This is a genomic window from Plantibacter sp. LMC-P-059a (assembly GCF_030209505.1).
GTDB lineage: Bacteria > Actinomycetota > Actinomycetes > Actinomycetales > Microbacteriaceae > Plantibacter.
Genome location: NZ_JARVRZ010000005.1, coordinates 161,595 through 182,696, shown reverse-complemented (window position 1 = coordinate 182,696; position 21,102 = coordinate 161,595). Strand labels below are relative to the sequence as shown.

Genomic DNA, 21,102 nt, shown 5'->3' with positions numbered 1-21,102 from the left:
GAGCGCCCTTCGACAGACTCAGGGGACCGGAACGGGCGTGCTCTCAGGGACCGGAGTGGTTACTCAGAGACCCGCGTGGGCGCTCGGGGACCGGTCAGTGCTCCGGGTAGCGCAGGCCGTGACCGAACCGGAACAGCGGGTCCTCGGTGTCGTAGGGCACGTCGGACCGACTCGCCTCCACCGCCGCCATGGAGCGCGGGAGGTCGAAGGGCAGCGAGCCCTCAGGCAGCGCACGACCGAACACGACGTCGAGGAACGCCGCATCACTGCCGCCGAAACTCGCAACCAGCGCCGCGACCGCGTCGGCCACGCCCGTGAGGATCGCCGGCCGGTCGAGGTGCATGTCGAGCACCGTCGGCACCGTCGCGGCGAGCTCCAGCAGGCGGGTGACCTCGTCGGCCGGGATGTCCAACGAGCCGGCGTGGAACATCGCTTCGAACCCGCCGGGCCGAGGCTCGTACGGGGTCTGCATGCGAACGAGCGCGAGATCGGCCGACGCCGGGTCGGTGACGACCTCGCCGTATCCGGCAGCCACCGCCGCGTCGATCCCCTCGACGTACAGCCGCGGACGCGGCGAGCGCACCGGGAGCGTCCCGTCGACGTTCGTCAGCACGGTGAACGCCCGGCGCTGTGCGGCCTCGCCGGCGGCGATGAAGTCGGCACGCCCGACGATCGCGCTCGAGGCCGACGCGTCGACGAAGGGCTGTTCGAAGAGTCCGAGTACGAACTTCTCGCGGAGCAGCCGCCGCACGGACGCGTCGATCCGGTCCTCGGTGATCCGTCCCTGCTCGACGAGTTCGACGACGAGTTCCGGTCGGGCCTCGCCGCCGAACTGGTCGCAGCCGGCCTGGAGGATGCGCTCCACACGGGCGAGCTCGTCGAGGTGTTCGAGGCCCCACGCCCGGGCCGGCATGTCCTGCCCCATGATCGAGGTGTCGGTGACGAGCCCCCAGTCGGTGCAGACGATGCCGTCGAACCCGAGCTCCTCGCGGAGCAGCCCGGTGATCATGCCGTGGTTGAACGCGAAGGCGACCTCCTCGTGCTCGGTGCCGACGGGCATCCCGTAGTACGGCATCATCTGGCCCGCACCGGCGGCGATCGCGGCACGGAAGGGGATGAGGTGGTAGTCGAAGTTGCCGCCGGGGTACACCTGTTCGCGTCCGTAGGCGAAGTGCGGGTCCTCGCCGTCGAGCTGGGGCCCGCCGCCCGGGAAGTGCTTCGTCATGGTGGACACCGAGTCGGGGCCGAGTTCCGCTCCCTGGAAACCGCGGATGTAGCCGGCGACGAGCTCGGCGCTCAGCGCCGCGTCCTCGCCGAAGGTGCCGCCGATGCGCGACCAGCGGGGTTCGGTCGCGAGGTCGACCTGCGGGTGGAGCGCGAGTCGGAGGCCGACCGCCAGGTACTCCTGGCGTGCAGTGTCGGCGAAGGCCTCGACGAGCTCGACAGATCCGATGGCGGCGAGGCCGAGCGTCTCCGGCCACTGGGAGAACGCGCCCGCACGGGCGGCGGTGCCCACGTTGTCGGTGAAGTGGTTGCGCGGGTCGGTGGAGAGGGTGACCGGGATGCCGAGCCGGGTGCGCGACGCCCGCTCCTGGAGGGCGTTCGTCCACTCGGCGAGCGCCGTGGTGTCGGGTGCCGTGCCGAGCACGTTGAAGTGCGTCATCAGCTGTTCGCCGACCATGTGCTCGCCGCTCGCGAGGCCCATGTGCGGGTTGGTCTCGCCGATCGGGCCCGGCGCGATCATCGTCTGGAAGAGCATGCCGGCCTTCTCGGCGACGGTCATGCGGCCGAGGAGGTCGTCGACGCGCTCGTCGACCGGGAGGCTGGCGTCGCGGTAGGCCGGCGTGGGTTCGGGAACGCTCATGGGTGATCCGTTTCTCGTCGATGAGTGGGGCGGCGTCGGATCACCCGAGCCCAGACGGGCCCGGAACGAAAACCGAACTCCGTTCGGGAACGGAGGCTGCCTCTAGTATGCCCGCTGTCGACGATCGCGCAACGCGTCCGGAGCCGGCGATTCCAGCTGCGTCCGTGCCTACCCGGCGTGCTCCTCCATCGCGCGCAGGCCCTCCGCCAGCCAGTCCAGCGACGGCGCCACGCCCGGCGCGACGGGATGACGGTTCAGGTGCCCGTGAAGGACCCCCGGTTCGAGCCGACTGCGGACGGTGGCCCCGGCGGCCTCCGACGCGGCGATGAGCGCCTCTCCGGACGGGCGGAGGTCGTCGAACTCCGACAGCAGGACGGACAGTGGTGGCCGGTCGACGGTCACCGGCACCGCCCCGGGCAGGGCGAGTTCGGGCAGATCGTCGAGGCGGCCGACGTAGTTCTCGACCATCCAGTCGATCGACTCCCGCGGGAAGCGCATGACGTCGGGCAGGACGTCCATCTCCGTCAGGACTCCCGGCGGCAGTGGCGGCACGACCGCGTCGAGGAACGGATAGGCGAGGAGCACGGCGTCCGCTCGGCGGTCGGTGCGGAGCGACGCGGCGAGCGCGAGGGCGGCTCCGGCACTGGCGCCGCCGATCGCCGTGCGGGAGCCGGGGACGGCCGACCGTTTGTCGACGAGCCACTCCCACACGGCGAGCACGTCGTCGAGTGGCACCGGGTAGCGCGTGACCCCGTCCGCCAGGCGGTAGTCGACGGACACGACCTCGGCTCCGGCTCGGGCCGCCAGTTCAGCGCTCACGACGTGTGCTTCCGGCCAGTCGAGCGTCCCCGCCGCGAACCCGCCACCATGTGCCCAGAGGAGGGCGGGACGGGCAGGATGGGCGGTGGCCCGGCCGGCCCCTCCGGGCACGTAGCGCCTGATCGGGATGTCGCCGTGGGGTCCGTCGACGACCTCGTCGGTGATGACGACGTCCACTGGTGGCTGCCACGGCCCGTCGTCGCCGTAGGCAGCGAGTCGCTCCTGGAACGCCTCCTCGAGCGCCCCACCGGCGGCGGCGCGTTGGGCATTGGAGAATCCGTTGAAGAGGTGCAGCCGGTCGCGGTAGTACGGGTCGATCGCCATGCGCCGAGCCTACCCAGCCGGCTCAGACCACGATGCCGCCGACGCGGTCGAGGTAGACGTCGATGGCGTCCCGGCTGGCCTGGATGCAGCCGAGCTTGGCGTCGAGCCGCGCCCGGTGTTCGAGGAGTCGTTCGAGCACCTCGGCCGACGGCGTCACCTGGTAGATCGTGTCGTCGTCCTCGAAGCAGGGCAGGATCTCGAGGATGAGCGCGGTCGGCATGCCGACGGCGATCAGCTCGCGGATGCGCTGGACCTTCGCGACGAGGTGGTCGCCGTACTCGCGGTACCCGTTCGCGCAGCGGGTCGGTCGGAGCAGGCCCTGCTGCTCGTAGTACCGCAGCAACCGTGGGGTACTCCCGGTGGCCGCCGCCAGTTCGCCGATGCGCATGCAAGACCCCTTCGAACGAGATGTGTCCATCTTGAGCAGCCGTCCGAGTCGGCCGGGTATTCCCGAGCCGTCGCGCGCCGGCTTGACCCTGACACCAGTGGCAGGCCGCGAGACTTCCCGGCATGACCACCGACGCCGTGCGCACCGCACCACCGACGACCCTGTCCCCGGCCCGAGGCCGCTCGCCCCTCCCGACCGCGCTCCTCCTCGCCGCCGTCGGATTCGTGACGCTGCTCACCGAGGTCCTCCCGGCCGGCGTCCTGCCCGCGATGGCCGCCGACCTCGGCACCACGGAGGCCATCGCCGGCCAGAGCGTCGCGGTCTTCGCCCTCGGGTGCATCGTCGCCGCGATCCCGATCAGCCGCCTGCTCGCACGGCTCGACCGCCGCACGGTCGTGCTGCTCGCCATCGCGGTGTCGGCCCTCGCGAACGCCGGGACCGCCGCAGCGCCCGACCTCCTCACGCACCTCGCGACGCGCTTCGCCGCGGGTCTCGTGGCCGGCGTCGTCTGGGCGATGCTCCCCGGGTACACCCGCGGGTTCACGAGCCAGGAGCGGTTCGGATCGACCCTCGGAATCGTGCTGTCGGGTGCGACGCTCGGCTTCGCCCTCGGTGTCCCGGCGGGTGCCGTCCTGAGCGCGGAGCTCGGGTGGCGGGCCGTGTTCGGCATCGTCGCCGCCACGACAGCGCTCCTCGGCGTCGTCGCCGTCGTCGTCGCGCCACGAGTGGCCGGAACGCGACCCGGCCGCTCGACTCGCATGGGCGCGGCGCTCCGCCTCCCCGCGGTCGTCACGATCCTCGTGGCCCTGGCGGTCTGCATCATCGGTCAGAACATCGCGTACACGTACCTCGCACCGGTCCTCGCCGACCGTGGGACGCCCGTGCCGCTCGGCCTGCTCCTCGCGGTGTTCGGGGTGGCGTCCGTCGTCGGCACCCTCGGGGCAGGACGACTCGCGAACGTGCGTCTGGGGATCACTATCCTCGGCGCAGCCGTCCTCGGCACCGTCGGGCTCGGCGTCGTCGCAGCGGACCCACCGGTCGCGCTCCTCCTCGTCGCGGCCGCCGGCTGGGGACTCGCCTTCGGCGCCTACTCCGTGCTCTTCCAGGTCGCGATCGCCCGAGTCGCCGGCGATGCGGCGGACGCGGCGCAGTCGGCGCTCGTCACGATGTGGAACGTCTCGATCGCAGTCGGCGGTGCGGTCGGCGGGATCATCCTCGGCGCCTGGGGCGCCGCGCTCCTCCTCCCGGCCGCCGCGGCACTGACCGCCGTCGCCGTCCCGCTGTGCGTCGCGATCGCGCGATCCGTCCGGCGCCGGTGAGCTGCCGGACGCCACGGGACCGGCACCGGATCCTCCTACACTCGATGGGATGCCCGTCCCGTTCCTGCAGTCGCCCAACGTCCTGTTCGAGACCGTCGTGCAGGGAACCCGGCGCCTGTCCCCCGGCTTCGTGCGGGTGACCCTCGGCGACCCGTCCCTGGCGGACTTCGCGCCGTACGAACAGGATCAGCGCATCAAGATCCTCCTCCCGGACAGCGACGGCGCCTATCCGAGCGGACTCCGCGGCGGGCAACCCGAGCACGAGTGGCGACGGGCCTGGCGTGCCCTGCCAGCGGCGGAACGCCCGGTCATGCGCAGCTACACGGCGCACCGGGTCCGGCCCGACCAGCACGAGATCGACCTCGACGTCTTCATCCACGACCCGGCCGGCCCGGCGAGCCGCTGGGCGCTCGGCGCGAGCGCCGGGGACCACCTGCTCGTCTCCGGGCCGGACCTCCCCCGCGGCGACCGGACACACGGCGTCCAGTGGGCGCCGGGGACCGCGACGACCGTCCTCCTCGCCGCGGACGAGACGGCCTTCCCCGCCGTCGACGGGATCCTGCGTTCCCTCGGCGAGGAGATCCGCGCCCACGTCATCCTCGAGGTCGGAGACCCGGCCGACCTCGCCCTCCTGCAGCCGCTGCCGGAGCGGCACGTGCTCGAGATCCACGAGCGCGGAGGCCGGGTGGGCGGTGACGCCGTCGTCGACGCGGTCGAGCGGTGGCTCCGCGCGCACGGTGCGCCCGTCGCGACGCTCGGCCTCGGGTTCGCCGCCTGGTTGGTGACGGAGAGCACCAGGGTCCCTCTGCTCCGAGCGGCGACGACCGCCCACGGCATCGACCCTGATCGGGTCCACACCCAGGGCTACTGGAACGCGCGGCCCAGAACCACCGCCTAACCAAGGTTATGCTTGCCTTACCCGGTCGCGTCGATCGCGACCCGTTCGAAAGGTGACCAGTGCCCCTCCCCCTCGTCCGCCGCCGACGCCTCGCAGCCGTCGCCGCCCTCGCCATCGCCGCCCTGAGTCTGGCCGCCTGCAGCAGTTCAAGCGCCTCCACCCCCTCGGACGCCGCCACGAGCGCCACGCACGTGATGAAGCACGCGCACGGCGAGAGCACCATCCCGGACAGCCCGAAGCGGGTCGTCGTCCTCGAACCGGTCCAGCTCGACACGACGGTCGCCCTCGGCATCACCCCGGTGGGCGCGGCCGTGCTGAACGAGACGGCCGGCGTGCCCGCGTACCTGGGCAAGCAGGCCGCCGACATCCCGACCGTCGGGACCGTGGCCGAGCCGAACGTGCAGCTGATCGCCGCGGCGAAGCCCGACCTCATCATCGGCACCGAGTCGCGCCACTCGGCCCTGTACGACCAGCTGTCCGAGATCGCTCCGACGGTGTTCATGGCGACGCAGACCGACCCGTGGCGGGACAACGTGCGCTTCGTGGCCGAGGCACTCGGCAAGCCGGACGGCGCCGACGAACTCCTCGACGCCTACGACGCGCGCTGCGCCGAGATCGCGACGAAGCACGACACCGCCGGGAAGACCGCGCAGCTCATCCGCCCGCGCGACGGCGTCCTGACGCTCTACGGCCCCACCTCCTTCGCCGGCAGCACCCTCGAGTGCGCCGGGTTCACCACGCCCGAGCACGCGTGGGAGGACATCTCCCTCGACCTCTCGCCCGAGCGGGTCCTCGAAGCGACCGCCGACCAGGTCTTCGTGACGAGTGTCGACCCCGACGACGCCTCGACCATGCCGGCCTCCCTCACCGCGAACACGGACGCGTTCCCGGAGCTGCACCTCGTCGACCAGTCGTTCTGGATCACGGGTGTCGGCCCGCTCGGCGGCATGGCCGTGCTCGACGACCTCGACCGGCTGCTCTCCGCGGAGTCGTGACGGACGACGTCGTGAGCGGCGCGATCGCGACGGCCGAGCCTGCCGGACGGGCCCCGGTCGACGCCCGGCCAGGCGTGCGGTCGCCTCACCGACGGCATCGGGCCCTCCCGCTGCTCGCCGGACTCGGGGCGCTCGCGCTGGCCGTCGTCCTCTCGCTCCTCGTCGGCGCGAACCCGATCAGCCCCGACGCGGTCTGGTCGGCGCTCACCGGCGCAGGTTCCAGCGAGGCGCGGTTCGTCGTCTGGGATCAGCGGGTGCCGCGGACCGTCGCGGCGCTCGCCGTCGGCGCCTCCCTGGGTGTCGCGGGAGCGCTCATGCAGGCGTTCACCCGCAACCCCCTCGCCGACCCCGGCATCCTCGGGGTCAACGCCGGGGCCGGGTTCGCCGTCGCCGCCGGCCTGGCGTTCCTCGGCGTCACCGCACCGGGCGAGATCGCCTGGCTCGCCTGCGGTGGCGCGCTCGTCGTCACCCTCGTCGTCTACACGATCGGCTCAGGCGGACGCGAGCGGTCGTCCGCCGCCCGCCTGACCGTGACGGGTGTGGCGTTCGGCGCCGTGCTCGCCGGCCTGACGACGGGGATCGCCATCACCCACCCCGACGCCTTCGACCGCATGCGCGGCTGGAACGCTGGGAGCCTCCTCGAACGCGACCTCGGCGTCGTCGTGCCCGTGCTCCCGTTCCTCGCGGCGGGGCTCGTCCTGGCGGCGGCGAGCACCCGCAGTCTCAACGCGATCGCCCTCGGTCCCGACGTGGCTCGCGCGCAGGGGGTCAGCGTCGGACGGAGTCGCGTCCTGGTGCTCGCGGCCGTCACCCTGCTCGCCGGCGGGGCGACCGCGATCGCCGGGCCGATCGCGTTCGTCGGCCTCGTCGTCCCCCACCTCGTGCGGTGGACGGTCGGGAGCGATCAGCGCCGCATCCTCGCCGGCTCGGTCGTCGTCGGCTGCGTCCTCGTGCTCTGCTCCGACGTGGTCGGGCGGATCGCGGTGCTGCCCGGTGAGATGCCGGTCGGACTCGTGACCGCCTTCGTCGGCGCCCCCGCCCTCATCGCGCTCGCCCGGCGCAGGACGGCGTCAGGACTGTGACCGCGATCCGTGAACGGGCGGCGGACGCGCTGCGCACCAGGAATCGGCCGGCACCGCGCCTGCTCATCGTCTGCGGCGCGGCCCTGTTGCTGATCGTCGTCGCGGCCATCGCCGGTCTCGCCCTCGGCGACTACCCGCTGAGCGCCGAAGAGGTGCTCGGTGTCCTCTCCGGCCGGGTCGACGGCCTCGCCCGCACCGTGGTGCTCGAGTGGCGACTGCCGCGGGTGCTCGCCGCGATCGGCTTCGGCGCGGCGCTCGCCCTGTCCGGTGCGATCTTCCAGACGCTCACGCGGAACCCGCTGGCGAGCCCCGACATCATCGGTCTCGCCAACGGCTCCTTCACCGGCATGCTCGTGGCGCTCCTCCTCCTCGGCGGCGGCTGGCCGGCCCTCATGGCCGGTTCCCTGATCGGCGGCCTGGCCGCTGCGGTCGCGATCTTCCTCCTCGCCCTGCGGCAGGGCTTGTCGGGCTTCCGCTTCATCGTCGTCGGCATCGGCGTCTCGGCCATGCTCGCCGCGTTCAACAGCTGGCTCCTCCTCCGAGCCGACCTCGACGTCGCCCTCTTCGCCGCCGCCTGGGGCGCCGGCACCCTGAACACCGCGACCGCGACGGTGGTCTGGCCGGCCCTCGGCTGCCTGCTGGTCCTGTTCGCATTGCTCCCGCTCGTCGCCCGCCCGCTCCGCCAGCTCGAGCTCGGTGACGACGTGGCCGCCGCGACCGGGGTGCGCCTCACCCGCGAACGCGCGATCCTCATCGGCATGGCCGTCGCGCTCGTGAGCGCGGTGACGGCCGTCGCCGGGCCGATCGCGTTCATCGCCCTGGCTGCCCCGCAGATCGCCCGACGCCTGACCCGGTCGCCGGGCATCCCGCTCGTCGCGACGGCGCTCGTCGGCGGGGTGCTGCTCCTCGGCTCCGACCTCGTCGCCCAGCACCTGATCCCGCTGACGGTGCCGGTGGGCGTCGTCACCGTCGTGATCGGCGGGCTCTACCTCACGCAGCTGCTCCTCCGAGAGCGCCGGCGCTGAGGGGCCCGCGCTGAGCGGTCGGCGCCGGGCCGCTCAGGATGCGGCGTCGAGCTCCAGGAGCTCACCGATCTCGCAGTCGAGCGCCCGGCAGATGGCGGTGAGGGTCGAGAACCGGATCGCCTTCGCCCGGTCGTTCTTCAGGACCGACAGGTTCACCACGCTCACGCCCACGAGTTCGCTGAGGCGGGCGAGCGTGAGGCCGCGGTCGGCGAGCAACCGGTCGAGGGTGCAGTGCACCCCGGTCGCCGCGTCGTCGTCGATGGCCGGGACCATCAGACGAGCCCCTCGGTGTCGGCGCGCAGTCGCTCGCCGGCACGGAACGCGATCGCGAGTCCTCCGACGGCCATGGCCACGAGCACCGGGATCCACGTGAGGGGGTACGGGGTACCCTCCACCGCGCCGTCGGTCGCTACCGCGAGCGCGCCGTTCGAGGCCATCGTGCCGAACCAGGTGTCCGCGATCCACCCGCAGAGGATGGCGATCGAGGCGATCGAGAGCAGCCGTGCGTTGCCGGGGGCGAAGGCGTCGCCACGCAGCAGGCGGCGGAAGAACCTGAATCCACAGACGATGACGACGAGGTTCGCGATCGCCGGCAGGATCGCGGCGAGCAGGACGCACACGAAGGTCACGGCCGGTAGGTCGGCCACGACGATCGAACCCTGGTCGACCGTGACGGAGCCGGCTCCCGCCGCGCCAGGCAGGGCCACGTCGACAGCGTCGAAGAACACGGGCACTCGGGTCCCGTCGGTGCCGAAGACGTCGAGCAGCCGGAGGACGAGGATGACGACGACGGCTCCTGCGGCGACGACGGCGGCACCGAGCACGGACACGAGGTCGTTGCGGTTGGAACGTGCGGTCTTCGCGGCCTGCCAGGCCGCGTGGTCGAAGCCGGACGGCGTCGGGCGATCGGTGGAGTCGGTCATGATCATCACATCCATATCGATTGTCGTTGGTATCGATAAACGATATGTCGAGATCACCCGGAGCGCAAGGCCGACCAGGCCGCGGGATCAGCCGGACGACGTCCCGTCGAGCGCCTGGAGGTCTTCGAGCGCCGTCTCAGCCCGTTCGAGCCGTGCAGCCTCGGGCTCCTCCCACCACTTCGGGCCGCGCTCACCGAGCCCGTGCTTCGCGAGACCGACCCGACGACGTGCGGCCGCCACAGCTTCCTCGTCGCCCGCGCGCTTCGCGACCCCGACACCGGAGCGGCCTCGGCCGAGGTGCGACTGCAGCGCGGCGACGAGATCCTCCGGCAGGCTCGGGTCGGTGCGGCGCCAGCGTCGGCCGTTCACCACGAACCAGTGCTCGTCCTCGACCGGCCCGTCACCCGATCGCGGCGTCACGACGACCTCCCGAAGACGACGCAAGGCCCGGTCCCCCGCAGACGCGGACGGGACCGGACCCTGGTGGTCATGATCGGTCGATCAGCCCTTGACGGCGTCGAGCACGCCGGCCCAGCCGAACGAGGAGATCGCGTCGGCGAACGTGGAGTCGCCGTGTCCTTCGCCGAGCTGCTTGCCCGAAGCGTCGCGGACGACGACCGTGTGGTCCTTCTCGGCGTCGGTGCCGTTGCCCTCTTCGACGAAGTCGATGTGGATCTCGGTGTCGCCGAGGGTGCCGGTGACCGTGGTCGTTGCGTCCTGCTCGGTGGTCTTCGTCGTGAGGAACGGGCCGCCGCCGAGTGCCGCGAGCGCCTCGTTGATCTGGTTGATGAGCGATGAGGTGTTCATGTGTCTCTCCCTGCGGTCGTGAAGTGTCCAGGGTAGTGAGCGGACCCGAGAACAGCAGGAGCATGGCGCTCACGCACGAGATGTGCGATGGGGTCGGCTCGGGCCGCGCTCGGAGCAGAAGATCCCGCTCCCGTCAACGGTCGCGACCATCCAGGCACGCTCGCGGTGCCGGGTCGTAGGCTGCGAGCCACGCAGACCGGCACCCCGACACCGACGGGCCGGTCGACGAGACGAAGGAGACAGCCATGTCCGAGAACACCGACCCCTACACGACCCTCAACGGCCTCCTCGCGGACTTCCGATTCGCGATGCTGACCACCGTGGACCTCGACGGCAAGCTCGTCGCCCACCCGCTCACCGTGCAGGAGCGCGAGTTCGACGGCGACCTCTGGTTCATCATCGGCAAGGACGCCTCCGCCGTGCAGCAGCTCGACGTCAACCCGAACGCGGGCGTCACGCTGAGCTCCGACAGCTCGTGGGTGTCGCTCGCCGGGACCGCGGCACTCGTCGAGGACCAGGCGAAGCTCGAGGAACTCTGGAACGGCGCGGTCGAGGCCTGGTTCCCGGACGGCCCGACCGACCCGCGCGTCGGCCTGCTGAAGTTCTCCGCCGACAGCGCCGAGTACTGGGACAGCCCCGGCGGCAAGATCGCCACCGCCATCGCGCTCGTCAAGTCGAAGGTGACCGGCGAGACCTACGACGGTGGCGACAACGCGAAGGTCGAGCTGTAAGCGACACCCTCGCGCTCGTCCGCGAGCACCTCAGGCGCGCTCGTCCGCCAGCACCTCGCCCAGGATGCGGGCCGCTTCCTCGAAGCGGTCCGCGTCCTCGCCGGAGTAGTTCAACCGGATGAAGGACCCGGCGGGTTCAGCGGGGAACCACTCGGCACCGTCGGCGATGATGAGCCCGCGGCTCTCGCAGGAGCGGACCACCTGCGCCGCGTCGGTGCCGTCCGGCAGTCGCCCCCACAGGTTCAGGCCGCCGGCGGGGACCAGCCCGAGGTGGACCGTCGGCGCGTGTTCGGCGAGGCTCGCGACGAGTCGGTCGCGTCGGGCACGCAGGCGGGGACGCAGACCACGGAGATGCGTCCGCCAACCGGGCTGGGTCACGACGTCGAGCGTCGCCGCCTGGAGCAGGCCGCTGATGTACATGGACTCGGCGGACCGGTCGGCCAGGATCCGATCGCGAGCCGGTCCCCTCGCGATGACGGCGGCGACCCGCAGCGACGGTGACACGCTCTTCGTCAACGACCGCAGGTAGATCACGTGTCCGTCGCCGTCGAGCGCTGCGAGGGGACGTGGATCGGTGTCGATGGCGAGGTCGTGCGCCCAGTCGTCCTCGATGAGGAACGCCCCGTGGCGTCGCACGGACTCGAGCACCGCGAGCCCGGTCTCCTCCGGCCACTGCCCTCCGCTCGGGTTGGCGAAGGTCGGCTGCGCATAGAAGGCGCGGGCTCCCGTGTCCTGGAAGGCGCGCTCCACGGCGTCCGGATCCGGCCCGGTCGGCCCGGTCGGCACGGGGACGAGCGTGACCCCGGCCTGCTCGGCAGCGAGGATCGCACCCCAGTAGCTCGGCGACTCGATGAGCATCGGCTGTCCTGGCCCCACGAGCGCCCGGAAGATCGAGCTGAGACCGCTCTGACTGCCGGCGATCACGATGACGTCCCTGGCCGTCGCCGGGGTGACCCCGGGTGGGGTGACGGCGGCGAGTTCGGCGGCGAACCAGGCTTGGAGCCCGGGCGCTCCGGCCGCCGGCGAGCGGGTCATGGCGACGTCGGTGCGGGCTGCGCGGGCGAGCGCCGCGCGGACGAGGCGTTCCGGGAGGAGTTCACGGGCCGGGTATCCCGAGTGCAGCGCGATGGTGTCGGGCGCGACCGACCGCTGAGCCGCGGACAGCGCACCGGGCCGCCAGGGCAGCGCACCGAGCGCGGCCGTCTGCCAGCCGTAGTCGACGGTCCGGGTCGATCGAGCCGCCCGGACAAAGGTTCCGACCCCCGGCCGGCTCTCGACGAGCCCTCGCCCGGCGAGCTGCCGCATCGCGTTCTGCACGGTGACCGGACTCGCGCCGAACTCCGCCGTAAGGGTCCGGTTCGACGGCACCCGGGCACCGGGTGGGGCGGCCGCGATCCAGCTCGTCATGGCGATGACGATCCGCTCGGTGCTATCGTTGTTCATGAGTCAACAGAGTAGCGTTATCGCTCCGATGCCGGTGGCGTTATCCCGTGCCGGTCTCGGCTGGGGGTTCCTCGGCGTCCTGGCGTTCTCGCTCACCATCCCGCTTACCAAGGTCGCACTGACCGGGATGTCCGCGCTCTTCATCGGCTCGGCTCGCGCCGTCGTCGCGGCCGCCCTCGCCCTCCTCGTCCTGTCGACCATGCGCGCACGGCGTCCCGTCGGTGCCCAGTGGGCTCGCCTCGCCGTCGTCGCCGGCGGGGTCGTCGTCGGGTTCCCACTCCTGACGTCCTTCGCACTCACCACGGCACCCGCCGGCCACAGCGCCGTCGTGATCGGCCTGCTCCCCGCCGCCACCGCGGTCGCCGGGGTCGTCCGCGGCGGCGAGCGTCCGTCGCGCGCATTCTGGATCTTCGCCGGCCTGGGTGCGGTCGCCGCCGTGGGGTTCGCAGCCCTGCGGACCGACGGACTCGCCCCGCTGGACTGGTCCGACCTGCTCCTCCTGGGTGCCGTCGTCGCCGCCGCGATCGGTTACGCCGAAGGCGGGTTGCTCGCCCGCGAGCTCGGCTCCTGGCAGACCATCTGCTGGGCGCTCGTCCTGGCCTCGCCACTCATGGTGACGCTCACCGCCATCGCCTGGGTCGCGGAGCCACCGACGGCGACGCCGGTGGCCTGGCTCGCCTTCGGGTACCTCGGCGTGGTCAGCATGTTCCTCGGCTTCTTCGCCTGGTACCGCGGGCTCGCGATCGGTCCCCTGTCGCGCGTCAGCCAGATCCAACTCGTCCAACCGGTGCTGAGCATCGGGTGGGCGACCCTCATCCTCCGCGAGGACCTCGACCGGGCCACCGTGCTCGGCGGCCTCGCGGTCATCCTGTGCGCCGGCCTCGCCGTGCGCACCCGCCTCGACCGGAAGTGACCCCACCATGCGCCACACCCCCACGTACCTCATGACCGACGTCGACGAGGTCAAGCGCCTCATCCGCAACCACCCGTGGGCGACGTTCGTGTCGCCGGCGAGCACCGGCCTCGTCGCCTCCCACTACCCGGCGATCCTCGAGGAGGACGTCGACGGGCTGTCGATCGTCAGCCACTTCGGTCGACCGGACGAGGCGTCGCACGAGCTCGGCACGCACGAGATCCTCGTGATCATCCAGGGGCCACACGACTACGTGTCGCCGAGCTGGTACCCGGAGGGCCAGCTCATCCCGACCTGGAACCACGTCACCGCCCACCTGTACGGCACGCCGGAGGTCCTCAGCGAGGACGAGAACTACGAGATGTTGAGCAAGCTGACGGACCACTTCGAGGACTCCCGCCCGGACGGCCGCCACCTGTCCGAGGACGAGGCCGGCACCCGGCGTGCGGCGAAGGGCACGGTCGGTCTGCGCATGCGGGTGACGCGCTTCGACGCCCGTGCGAAGCTCAGCCAGAACAAGGCGCCGGAGGTGGTGGACGACATCACCGAGCACCTTGCCGAGCACAATCCGGAGCTCGCCGAGGAGATGCGTCGTCAGCGGGGGCTCCGGACGCCGGGTCACTGACCCGACTCCGAGCACCGACACGACCGCGGGCGTCACTGACGAGCACGAGGGCGACACCCGCCGCGCTGAGCAGGAACCCACCGGCGGTCAGGAGGGTGAACGGCTCACGGAACAGGAGCGCCCCGGCGACGGCCGTCGTCGGGGCGACGAGGAACAGCAGGGCGTTCAGGACCGTCACGCCGATCCGCCGCAGCAACCACCAGTAGAGGCCGTAGGCCGAGAGCGTCGGCACGAGCGCGAGGAAGAGCGTCGTGAGCCAGAAGGTCGCGTCGCCCGGCGGCACGGCCGCACCGGTCGCGAGGGCGAGGACGGCGAGGAGCACCGTGGTCGCCGTCGCGTGGACGGTCAGGGTGAGGAGGACCGGGGATCGGTGCGGCGAGCGCCGTTCCAGGATCGTCGCGGTGATGAGGCTGACCATGGCCAGTGCGGGCAGGGCGTAGGCGATGGGCGGCGCGTCCGAGGCGCCGAACTGCGACTGCACGATGAGGAACACCCCGACCGCGCCGATGCCGAGCCCGAGCCATTGCGCGCCGGGGACGCGCACGTGCAGCAGCGGTCCGGCGAGTGCCGCGATGATGAGCGGCTGGACGGCGTCGATGAGCGCGGTCGTCCCGGTCGAGATGCCCACGGCGACCGATGCGTAGACGAACACGACGTAGCCGAACTGGGCGAACAGGCCGATGACGAGCTGTGACCGCAGTTGGGCGCGTCCGACGTCCCGCCACCGCCCGCTGACCAACAGCACGATCGCGAGCCCCAGGGCGAGGGGCACGAACCGCCAGAGCAGGACGGTGAGCACGGGCACGTCCTCGGTGCCGATCTTCGCGACGATGAACCCTGAGCTCCAGGCGAGGACGAAGGCTGCGGCCGCGAAAACTACACCGATCTGTTTACTCATTCCCGCAGTATACAGACTGGTATAGTTTTCGCATGACGGTCGACACGCCAGAGCTCGCACCCCTCACGCCGGGCGCCCGACGGGTGCTCGACGCCGCGTCCGTCCTCTTCTACGAGAACGGCATCCACGCGGTCGGCGTCGACACCATCGCGGAAGCGGCCGGGGTCACGAAGAAGACCCTCTACGACCGCTTCGGCAGCAAGGAGGCCCTCGTGCTCTCCTATCTCCAGCACCGCGATGCACGGTGGCGGGCCTGGCTCGACGAGGTCCTCGCCCGGCACCCGGCCCCCGGGATCGACCGGGTGCTCGCGATCTTCGATGCGGCGATCGGCTGGTCCGACGACAACAGCCCGAAGGGTTGCAGCGCCGTGAACGCCCGCGCCGAGATCCCCGATCACGCGACGAGCGGCCTGGTCCTCCCCGAGGTCACCCGGCAGAAGCAGTGGCTGCTCGACCGCTTCGCCGAGCTCATCACCGAAGCCGGCCTGTCGGATCCCGGAGCACGCGCCCGCGAACTCATGCTGCTCTACGAGGGCGCCATCGTGACCGTCGGGATGCGCACCTTCCGAGAGCCGTTCGAGACCGCCCGTTCGATCGCCGGTCGGCTCCTGTCCGCCTGACCAGGCCCGCCGAGTGACCTGTCGGCATCCACGCGACATCGCGTAGGGTCGGCGGATGGACTTCATCGACGACGCCATCGAGACCACCACCGACCCGGGCACCGATCGCCTCGCCACCGATCGCCTCGCCATCGTGACCGGCGTGGGGCGCCGCCGGTCGATCGGGGCCGGTCTCGCCGTCGGCCTCGCCGCCGACGGTTGGAACCTGGTCCTCAACGCGTGGCGCCCCTACGACGAGCGCCTCGGCTACGAACGGACCCCCGACGACCCGGAATCCATCGCCGAGGAGTGCCGTGCGCTCGGCGTCGCGGTCGACGTCGTGTTCGGCGACCTCGCCGACCCGGCCTTCCCCGCCGAACTCGTCGAGCGGGCGGCGCGCTCCGGTCGTGTGTCCGGACTCGTGATGTCGCATTGCGAGTCGGTCGACAGCTCGATCCTCACCACGGACGTCGACAGCTGGGACCGCCACTTCGCCGTGAACGCCAGGGCCACCTGGCTGCTCATCAAGGCGTTCGCCGAACAGCTCCCGGTGCAGGAAGGGACGCCGGAGGTGGCCGGCCGGATCGTCGCGCTGACGAGCGACCACTCGGTGCACAACCTCCCCTACGGCGCCAGCAAGGGCGCGCTCGACCGCATCGTCACGGCGGCCGCGGTGGAGCTCGCCGACCGCGGGGTGCGGTCGAACGTCATCAATCCGGGGCCGATCGACACGGGCTGGATGACCGAGGACATCCGTCGCGCGGGGGCCGAGGCGACGCCGGCGGGCCGGCTCGGCACGCCGTCCGACACCGCGGACCTCGTCCGGTTCCTGTTCTCCCCCGCAGGTTCCTGGATCAACGGCCAACTGCTCTCGAGCAACGGCGGGTTCAACGTCGGCTAGCCGGGCCCTGCCACATCGACTCCGGGCTCGAACGCGTCGACCCTGCCCCGGATGACGGCGATGTCGTCGGGCAGGATCCGGCAGCAGCCACCGACGACGCTCGCACCGGCCTCCAGCCAGGCGTCGACGTCGCCGACACCGCCACGCCCGCGCCAGACCCGCGCCTCGGCGTCCCACCGCTCGCCGGAGTTCGGGTAGACGACGATCGCGCGGTCCGTCACGGCGCGAGCGGCTCGGATGGCCGGCAGCACCTCGTCCGGATGGGAGCAGTTCACCCCCACCGCCTGGAACTCGTCGATGTCGTCGACCACCCGGAAGCCCTCCTCCATCGGCTCACCCGAGCGCAGGCGACCGCCCGAAACCGTGAACGACAACCACGCCGGGACGCCGCCGCCGCGCACGAGTTCGGCGAGCGCCTTGGCTTCGTCGAGGGACGGGATGGTCTCGAGGGCGAGGAGGTCCGGTCCGGCGTCGGCGAGGACCGTCAATCGTCGTTCGTGCCACCGACGCAGTTCCGCTCGCGTGAGGCCACTGTCGCCCCGGTATTCGGAGCCGTCGCCGAGGGTCGCACCGTATGGTCCGACGGAAGCCGCGACGAGGAGGCGACCCTCGTCGGCCGGATCCGTCCGCGTGTCGCGTGCTCGACGCGCGAGGTCGACGCTCGACCGCAGGAGGCGTTCCGTGTCCGAAGCGGTGAAGCCGATTCGCTCGAACGCCTCGAAGCCGACCTGATAGGAGGCGGTGATCGCGACCTGCGCTCCGGCGGCGAAGAACTCCTGGTGAGCAGCCTGAACTGCCGCTGGCTGATCGACGAGCAACCGGGCGCTCCAGAGCGCGTCGGAGAGGTCGTGGCCACGTGCCTCGAGGAGCGTCCCGAGACCGCCGTCGAGCGTCCACGAGCGCCGCCTCAGATCCATGCAGCCCATTGTGCCCCCACCACCGCTGGGAGGGGTGGCACTGAACACCTGGTATTGTCTATACCCGTCCAGAGCCGAGAGGACGCGTTCGCACCCGAACGAACCGCCACCCGACGTGCAGCTCCCCCGAGCTCCGTGCCAGTGCAGCATGGCGATCCTCCGGCATTTCTCGGGCACTGAGCGATTCCGCGAGTGCCGAATGATCCAATACGACTGTCAGGAAACGAGTACTGCTTGTGAACTCCACCGACAACACTGCATCATCGTCCCCCGCATCCCCCGCACCGAAACCCGGCCGGAAGCCGGCCCGCAAGACCAGGCGCCTCCGCGTCGACGACGTCCTCGTCGTGAAGCGGTCGCGCATCCGCACCGCCATCTCGGGCACCGTGGTCGGCAACTTCATGGAGTGGTTCGACTTCGGCATCTACGGCTACCTCGCCGTCACCATGACCGTCGTCTTCACCGAGGGGCTGCCGCCTGAAGCCGGCATCCTCGTCACCCTGTTCGGCTTCGCCGTGTCGTTCCTCGTCCGTCCGCTCGGCGGTCTGGTGCTCGGGCCGCTCGGCGACAAGATCGGCCGGAAGAAGATCCTCTTCCTCACGATGTCGATGATGGCTGCGGCCACCGCGCTCATCGGTGTGCTGCCGACGGCCGCGCAGATCGGCCTGTGGGCCATCGCGCCGCTCTACCTGCTCAAGATGATCCAGGGCTTCTCGACCGGTGGTGAGTACGCCGGCGCCTCCACCTACGTCGCCGAGTTCTCCCCCGACCGCCGCCGTGGGTTCTGGGCGTCCTGGCTCGACGTCGGCTCCTACGTCGGCTTCGCGGCCGGCGCCGGAACCGTCGCCCTCACCACGCTGATCGCGGAGGGCCTCGCCGGGCCGGACGCGATGACCGAGTTCGGTTGGCGCATCCCGTTCCTCATCGCCCTGCCGCTCGGTGCCGTGGCGGTGTGGTTCCGTCTCAAGATCCCCGAGACCCCGGCCTACGAGGTCGCCGAGACCGCCGGTGGGATCGAGGCCGAGCACGCCGACCCGATGGCCCGTCAGGGGATCTTCGGGATCTTCCGCCACTTCTGGCGTCAGATCCTCATCGCGATGGCGATCGTCGCCGCGACGAACACCGCCGGGTACGCCCTCACGAGCTACATGCCGACCTACCTCGAGAAGGACGTCGGCGTCTCCAACCTGACGGCCGCGGTGGCCACCATCCCGGTGCTGCTCATCATGTCCGCCTGCCTGCCGCTCGTCGGCCGCCTGTCCGACAAGGTCGGCCGCAAGCCGGTGTACCTCATGGCCGTCGGCGCGACCCTCGTGCTCATGGTGCCGGCGTTCGCGGTCATGCAGATCGGTGAGATCTGGGCGATCTTCATCGCGCTGTTCATGGTCGCCGCCCCCGTCGCCCTGTGGGCCGGACCGTCCGCGGCCTCGCTGCCGGCGTTCTTCCCGACGGCGTCCCGCTTCGGTGCCATGGCGATCGCGTACAACCTGTCGGTCTCCCTGTTCGGTGGGACGACGCCGCTGTTCAGCGAGTTCCTCATCCAGCTGACGGGCAACACCTTCATGCCGGCGTTCTACATCATGTTCTTCGCGGCGGTCGCCGGCGTCGGCGTGCTCACCATGCGGGAGACGGCTCGTCGTCCGCTCATCGGCTCGGTGCCGACGGTCGAGACGAAGGCCGAGGCGGTGGAACTCGTGAAGGGGCAGGACGACAACCCACTCATCGACACCCACACGATGCCGCTCGACATCCTGCCGCCCGCCGGTTCGTCCCCTGCAGCGGACGGCCAGGACGAGCGCGTCACGACGCCAGCCGGCTAGCGGGTTCGGCGACGACGACGCGTTCGCCCGGGACGACGCGTTCGGTGATCACGATCGGGGCGGGTGCGCGATGCGCATCCGCCCCGTCGCGTCCGACCCGCTCGAGGAACGCGGCCTGCCAGCCGCCGCTCACGAGAGGCTTCGCCGGGACAGGCGGCACGGTCGGCTCCTCGTCCGCAGCCGCCGGCTCGAGCGGCGCGTCCGGCCCATGTTCCTCGGCGAGTGCCTCCTGGATGATCCGACGGGGATCGAACTGTCGGGGGTCGAGTCGTCTCCACTCGGTCGGGTCGAACTCGGGGCCGAGTTCCTCGGCGGCGCGCGCCTTGGTCGTGGCGACGAGGTCGCGGACGGTGCGGACGAGCACCCCGAGTTTCTCGGCGTACACGGGCAACTGTTTCGGGCCGATGAGTACGGCCGCGATGATGCCGATGACGATCAGCTTGTCCATGGTGAGTCCGAACACGATGCGCTCCGGCGATCAGGCGGCAGGGGTGTCAGCGCGGGTATCAGCGCGGGTGTCAGCGCGGGTGTCGACCCGGGTGTCCACGTCGCCCGACACCTCGACCTTCAGGATGCGCGCCGACTGCCCGACGCTGCGGGCGAGACTCGGGAGCTTCGCGGCGCCGAAGAACAGCAGGATGACGGCGAGGACGATGAGGGCGTGCCAGCCGGTGAGGTTCTGGAGGATTCCCATGACGGGTCCTTTCGGGTCGATGCGGGTCAGGGCGGGTGTGCGTGGAGGTGTCGGCGGTCAGCGGCCGTTCGGCGGCGTTCCTCCGCCACCGCCGGCTCCAGCACCGCCGGACGGAGCGGCACCGGCGGTCGGCGTCGTCGTGGTGTCCACCCGCACGGTGAGCGCCACCTGGTACCCAGAGGTCGCATCGCCCGTCACCGTCGCGAGCTGCAGGGCACCGCCGTCGTCGCCGAAGACGTTGTCGGCGTCGAGGCTCACCTGGGCGAGGTTCGCGCTCGAACCGTCGTAGCCGGACGAGGCGTAGACGGCGTCGCACGCCGCCTGCGGGAGGGCGACCTGGGAGGTCGCGATGGCGTTCGCGGAGTCCGAGATGTCGTCCACCGTGGGGTACACCTCGAAATGGATGTGCGGCCACCGACCCGAGTAGCAGGCCGGGAAGATCGAGGTGTACGAGACGGTCCCCGAGTTGTCGGCGACCTGGACGCCGCGGAGGTAGGTCTCGTCCTCGATCCCGTCGGAGTACATCGAGTAGCCGCCCGACGCGTCGCAGTGCCAGACGTACACCGCGACGTCGGCGAACGGGGCGTCACCGTTCGCCATGTCGAGGATGGTGAGCGAGAGGGCCATCGGGACCCCGCTCGCGGTGGTGCCGGACCCGATACTCGACCGGATGTCGCTGCGGACGATGCCGGACTCCTCCAGCACGTCGGCGCCGTTCGAGCCGTCACCCGGGTAGGGGCCCGCGGTCTCGTCGGGGATCTCGCCGGCGGGGAGGTCTCCGGTCGCGGTCGCGGTGCTCGTGCCGGACCCCGCGGCGCCGGACCCGGCAGCGCCGGTGCTCGTACTGCTGCTGCCGGACGCCCCGGTGGAGCAGGCGGCCAGCGCGACGGCCCCGACCCCGGCACCCACGAGGCTCAGGATCGTGCGCCGGCTGACGAGGGTTCCGAGGTCGAACGCGACCCCCTGGTCGACGACCTCCTCGTCGGCGCGGTCCAGCAGGCGGCCCTCGTAGGCCGGGCCGTCCGGGGTGTGCTCGGGTGCTGGGATCCTGCTCATGATGCGCCTCGCCTTCGTCTGCGATCGGTGGTCCCGATCGGTCGTGGGACGAGCCTCGGCG

The 21,102-nt window shown here is 71.4% G+C and carries 24 protein-coding genes; 11 read left to right on the top strand and 13 right to left on the bottom strand.

Annotated features, from left to right (window positions below):
• Positions 1–94 precede the first annotated feature (94 nt).
• The 3 genes from QRN27_RS13285 to QRN27_RS13275 form a co-directional block, all read right to left on the bottom strand.
• Positions 95–1,864: a glycoside hydrolase family 3 protein gene (locus tag QRN27_RS13285; protein WP_285042636.1), complete on the bottom strand. Its 1,770-nt coding sequence runs from the start codon at positions 1,862–1,864 to the stop codon at positions 95–97.
• 168 nt (positions 1,865–2,032) lie between these two features.
• Positions 2,033–3,007: an alpha/beta hydrolase fold domain-containing protein gene (locus tag QRN27_RS13280; RefSeq protein WP_285042635.1), complete on the bottom strand. Its 975-nt coding sequence runs from the start codon at positions 3,005–3,007 to the stop codon at positions 2,033–2,035.
• Positions 3,008–3,029: 22 nt separating this feature from the next.
• Positions 3,030–3,395, bottom strand: coding sequence for a MerR family transcriptional regulator (locus tag QRN27_RS13275; RefSeq protein WP_285042634.1), 366 nt, complete (start codon positions 3,393–3,395; stop codon positions 3,030–3,032).
• A gap of 122 nt (positions 3,396–3,517) precedes the next feature.
• Here QRN27_RS13275 and QRN27_RS13270 point away from each other — a divergent pair, with 122 nt between their 5' ends.
• The 5 genes from QRN27_RS13270 to QRN27_RS13250 are packed head-to-tail and all read left to right on the top strand — an operon-like array spanning position 3,518 to position 8,714.
• On the top strand, positions 3,518–4,714 hold the full coding sequence (locus QRN27_RS13270) for an MFS transporter (RefSeq protein ID WP_285042633.1): 1,197 nt from the start codon (positions 3,518–3,520) through the stop codon (positions 4,712–4,714).
• Positions 4,715–4,763: 49 nt separating this feature from the next.
• A complete protein-coding gene (locus tag QRN27_RS13265) occupies positions 4,764–5,612 on the top strand; it encodes a siderophore-interacting protein (RefSeq protein WP_285042632.1) in 849 nt (282 codons plus the stop codon).
• A gap of 59 nt (positions 5,613–5,671) precedes the next feature.
• A complete protein-coding gene (locus QRN27_RS13260) occupies positions 5,672–6,607 on the top strand; it encodes an ABC transporter substrate-binding protein (RefSeq protein ID WP_285042631.1) in 936 nt (311 codons plus the stop codon).
• Entirely contained in the window at positions 6,604–7,689 is a 1,086-nt protein-coding gene (locus QRN27_RS13255) for a FecCD family ABC transporter permease (protein ID WP_285042630.1), read from the top strand. Before QRN27_RS13260 ends, QRN27_RS13255 begins: the two co-directional genes overlap by 4 nt.
• Positions 7,686–8,714 carry a FecCD family ABC transporter permease gene (locus QRN27_RS13250; RefSeq protein WP_285042629.1) on the top strand — a complete coding sequence of 343 codons (1,029 nt, stop codon included), beginning with the start codon at positions 7,686–7,688 and terminating at the stop codon, positions 8,712–8,714. Before QRN27_RS13255 ends, QRN27_RS13250 begins: the two co-directional genes overlap by 4 nt.
• A gap of 33 nt (positions 8,715–8,747) precedes the next feature.
• Here QRN27_RS13250 and QRN27_RS13245 read toward each other — a convergent pair whose 3' ends face one another.
• The 4 genes from QRN27_RS13245 to QRN27_RS13230 form a co-directional block, all read right to left on the bottom strand.
• Complete coding sequence (locus QRN27_RS13245) at positions 8,748–8,987, bottom strand: helix-turn-helix domain-containing protein (RefSeq protein WP_285042628.1); 240 nt, start codon at positions 8,985–8,987, stop codon at positions 8,748–8,750.
• Entirely contained in the window at positions 8,987–9,637 is a 651-nt protein-coding gene (locus QRN27_RS13240; protein WP_285042627.1) for a DUF2975 domain-containing protein, read from the bottom strand. The genes QRN27_RS13245 and QRN27_RS13240 overlap by 1 nt, the downstream gene beginning before the upstream one ends.
• Positions 9,638–9,724: 87 nt before the next feature.
• Positions 9,725–10,057, bottom strand: coding sequence for a biopolymer transporter Tol (locus QRN27_RS13235; RefSeq protein ID WP_285042626.1), 333 nt, complete (start codon positions 10,055–10,057; stop codon positions 9,725–9,727).
• Positions 10,058–10,138: 81 nt separating this feature from the next.
• Positions 10,139–10,444, bottom strand: coding sequence for a hypothetical protein (locus QRN27_RS13230; RefSeq protein ID WP_285042625.1), 306 nt, complete (start codon positions 10,442–10,444; stop codon positions 10,139–10,141).
• A 245-nt stretch (positions 10,445–10,689) separates the two neighbouring features.
• On the opposite strand from QRN27_RS13230, the gene QRN27_RS13225 reads away from it, so the two are divergent.
• A complete protein-coding gene (locus QRN27_RS13225) occupies positions 10,690–11,175 on the top strand; it encodes a pyridoxamine 5'-phosphate oxidase family protein (protein ID WP_285042624.1) in 486 nt (161 codons plus the stop codon).
• Positions 11,176–11,205: 30 nt separating this feature from the next.
• On the opposite strand, the gene QRN27_RS13220 is transcribed toward QRN27_RS13225, so the two are convergent.
• Positions 11,206–12,618, bottom strand: a complete 1,413-nt coding sequence (locus QRN27_RS13220) for an aminotransferase-like domain-containing protein (protein ID WP_285042623.1) — start codon at positions 12,616–12,618, stop codon at positions 11,206–11,208.
• A 28-nt stretch (positions 12,619–12,646) separates the two neighbouring features.
• Here QRN27_RS13220 and QRN27_RS13215 point away from each other — a divergent pair, with 28 nt between their 5' ends.
• Together QRN27_RS13215 and QRN27_RS13210 are read left to right on the top strand one after the other, a co-directional pair.
• Positions 12,647–13,531, top strand: a complete 885-nt coding sequence (locus QRN27_RS13215; protein WP_285042622.1) for a DMT family transporter — start codon at positions 12,647–12,649, stop codon at positions 13,529–13,531.
• Between the two features lie 7 nt (positions 13,532–13,538).
• On the top strand, positions 13,539–14,156 hold the full coding sequence (locus QRN27_RS13210) for an FMN-binding negative transcriptional regulator (protein WP_285042621.1): 618 nt from the start codon (positions 13,539–13,541) through the stop codon (positions 14,154–14,156).
• Here QRN27_RS13210 and QRN27_RS13205 read toward each other — a convergent pair.
• Entirely contained in the window at positions 14,074–15,054 is a 981-nt protein-coding gene (locus QRN27_RS13205; RefSeq protein WP_285042620.1) for a DMT family transporter, read from the bottom strand. The two genes, QRN27_RS13210 and QRN27_RS13205, sit on opposite strands and share 83 nt — an antisense overlap.
• A 32-nt stretch (positions 15,055–15,086) precedes the next feature.
• Here QRN27_RS13205 and QRN27_RS13200 point away from each other — a divergent pair, with 32 nt between their 5' ends.
• Together QRN27_RS13200 and QRN27_RS13195 are read left to right on the top strand one after the other, a co-directional pair.
• Positions 15,087–15,674 carry a TetR/AcrR family transcriptional regulator gene (locus tag QRN27_RS13200; protein ID WP_285042619.1) on the top strand — a complete coding sequence of 196 codons (588 nt, stop codon included), beginning with the start codon at positions 15,087–15,089 and terminating at the stop codon, positions 15,672–15,674.
• 55 nt (positions 15,675–15,729) lie between these two features.
• On the top strand, positions 15,730–16,554 hold the full coding sequence (locus tag QRN27_RS13195; RefSeq protein WP_285042618.1) for an SDR family oxidoreductase: 825 nt from the start codon (positions 15,730–15,732) through the stop codon (positions 16,552–16,554).
• Here the strand turns inward: QRN27_RS13195 and mmuM are convergent.
• Positions 16,551–17,471 (bottom strand): homocysteine S-methyltransferase, encoded by a 921-nt coding sequence (gene mmuM, locus QRN27_RS13190; RefSeq protein WP_285042617.1) that lies wholly within the window; start codon positions 17,469–17,471, stop codon positions 16,551–16,553. The genes QRN27_RS13195 and mmuM overlap by 4 nt on opposite strands.
• 236 nt (positions 17,472–17,707) lie before the next feature.
• Between mmuM and QRN27_RS13185 the strand changes: the two genes are divergently transcribed.
• A complete protein-coding gene (locus tag QRN27_RS13185; RefSeq protein ID WP_285042616.1) occupies positions 17,708–19,291 on the top strand; it encodes an MFS transporter in 1,584 nt (527 codons plus the stop codon).
• On the opposite strand, the gene QRN27_RS13180 is transcribed toward QRN27_RS13185, so the two are convergent.
• Genes QRN27_RS13180 through QRN27_RS13170 form a run of 3 tightly spaced genes read right to left on the bottom strand, consistent with a single transcriptional unit; the run spans position 19,272 to position 21,041 of the window.
• Positions 19,272–19,739, bottom strand: a complete 468-nt coding sequence (locus QRN27_RS13180) for a twin-arginine translocase TatA/TatE family subunit (protein ID WP_285042615.1) — start codon at positions 19,737–19,739, stop codon at positions 19,272–19,274. The two genes, QRN27_RS13185 and QRN27_RS13180, sit on opposite strands and share 20 nt — an antisense overlap.
• A 30-nt stretch (positions 19,740–19,769) precedes the next feature.
• Entirely contained in the window at positions 19,770–19,985 is a 216-nt protein-coding gene (locus QRN27_RS13175) for a twin-arginine translocase TatA/TatE family subunit (protein ID WP_502929525.1), read from the bottom strand.
• A gap of 57 nt (positions 19,986–20,042) precedes the next feature.
• Entirely contained in the window at positions 20,043–21,041 is a 999-nt protein-coding gene (locus QRN27_RS13170; protein WP_285042614.1) for an intradiol ring-cleavage dioxygenase, read from the bottom strand.
• Positions 21,042–21,102: the final 61 nt, after the last annotated feature.

Bases quoted from the DNA above. Each gene is read 5' to 3' on its own strand.
- QRN27_RS13285 (WP_285042636.1), bottom strand. From the start codon at position 1,864: ATGAGCGTTCCCGAACCCACGCCGGCCTACCGCGACGCCAGCCTCCCG.
- QRN27_RS13280 (WP_285042635.1), bottom strand. From the start codon at position 3,007: ATGGCGATCGACCCGTACTACCGCGACCGGCTGCACCTCTTCAACGGA.
- QRN27_RS13275 (WP_285042634.1), bottom strand. From the start codon at position 3,395: ATGCGCATCGGCGAACTGGCGGCGGCCACCGGGAGTACCCCACGGTTG.
- QRN27_RS13270 (WP_285042633.1), top strand. From the start codon at position 3,518: ATGACCACCGACGCCGTGCGCACCGCACCACCGACGACCCTGTCCCCG.
- QRN27_RS13265 (WP_285042632.1), top strand. From the start codon at position 4,764: ATGCCCGTCCCGTTCCTGCAGTCGCCCAACGTCCTGTTCGAGACCGTC.
- QRN27_RS13245 (WP_285042628.1), bottom strand. From the start codon at position 8,987: ATGGTCCCGGCCATCGACGACGACGCGGCGACCGGGGTGCACTGCACC.
- QRN27_RS13240 (WP_285042627.1), bottom strand. From the start codon at position 9,637: ATGACCGACTCCACCGATCGCCCGACGCCGTCCGGCTTCGACCACGCG.
- QRN27_RS13230 (WP_285042625.1), bottom strand. From the start codon at position 10,444: ATGAACACCTCATCGCTCATCAACCAGATCAACGAGGCGCTCGCGGCA.
- QRN27_RS13225 (WP_285042624.1), top strand. From the start codon at position 10,690: ATGTCCGAGAACACCGACCCCTACACGACCCTCAACGGCCTCCTCGCG.
- QRN27_RS13220 (WP_285042623.1), bottom strand. From the start codon at position 12,618: ATGAACAACGATAGCACCGAGCGGATCGTCATCGCCATGACGAGCTGG.
- QRN27_RS13215 (WP_285042622.1), top strand. From the start codon at position 12,647: ATGCCGGTGGCGTTATCCCGTGCCGGTCTCGGCTGGGGGTTCCTCGGC.
- QRN27_RS13210 (WP_285042621.1), top strand. From the start codon at position 13,539: ATGCGCCACACCCCCACGTACCTCATGACCGACGTCGACGAGGTCAAG.
- QRN27_RS13205 (WP_285042620.1), bottom strand. From the start codon at position 15,054: ATGAGTAAACAGATCGGTGTAGTTTTCGCGGCCGCAGCCTTCGTCCTC.
- QRN27_RS13200 (WP_285042619.1), top strand. From the start codon at position 15,087: ATGACGGTCGACACGCCAGAGCTCGCACCCCTCACGCCGGGCGCCCGA.
- QRN27_RS13195 (WP_285042618.1), top strand. From the start codon at position 15,730: ATGGACTTCATCGACGACGCCATCGAGACCACCACCGACCCGGGCACC.
- mmuM (WP_285042617.1), bottom strand. From the start codon at position 17,471: ATGGATCTGAGGCGGCGCTCGTGGACGCTCGACGGCGGTCTCGGGACG.
- QRN27_RS13180 (WP_285042615.1), bottom strand. From the start codon at position 19,739: ATGGACAAGCTGATCGTCATCGGCATCATCGCGGCCGTACTCATCGGC.
- QRN27_RS13175 (WP_502929525.1), bottom strand. From the start codon at position 19,985: ATGGGAATCCTCCAGAACCTCACCGGCTGGCACGCCCTCATCGTCCTC.
- QRN27_RS13170 (WP_285042614.1), bottom strand. From the start codon at position 21,041: ATGAGCAGGATCCCAGCACCCGAGCACACCCCGGACGGCCCGGCCTAC.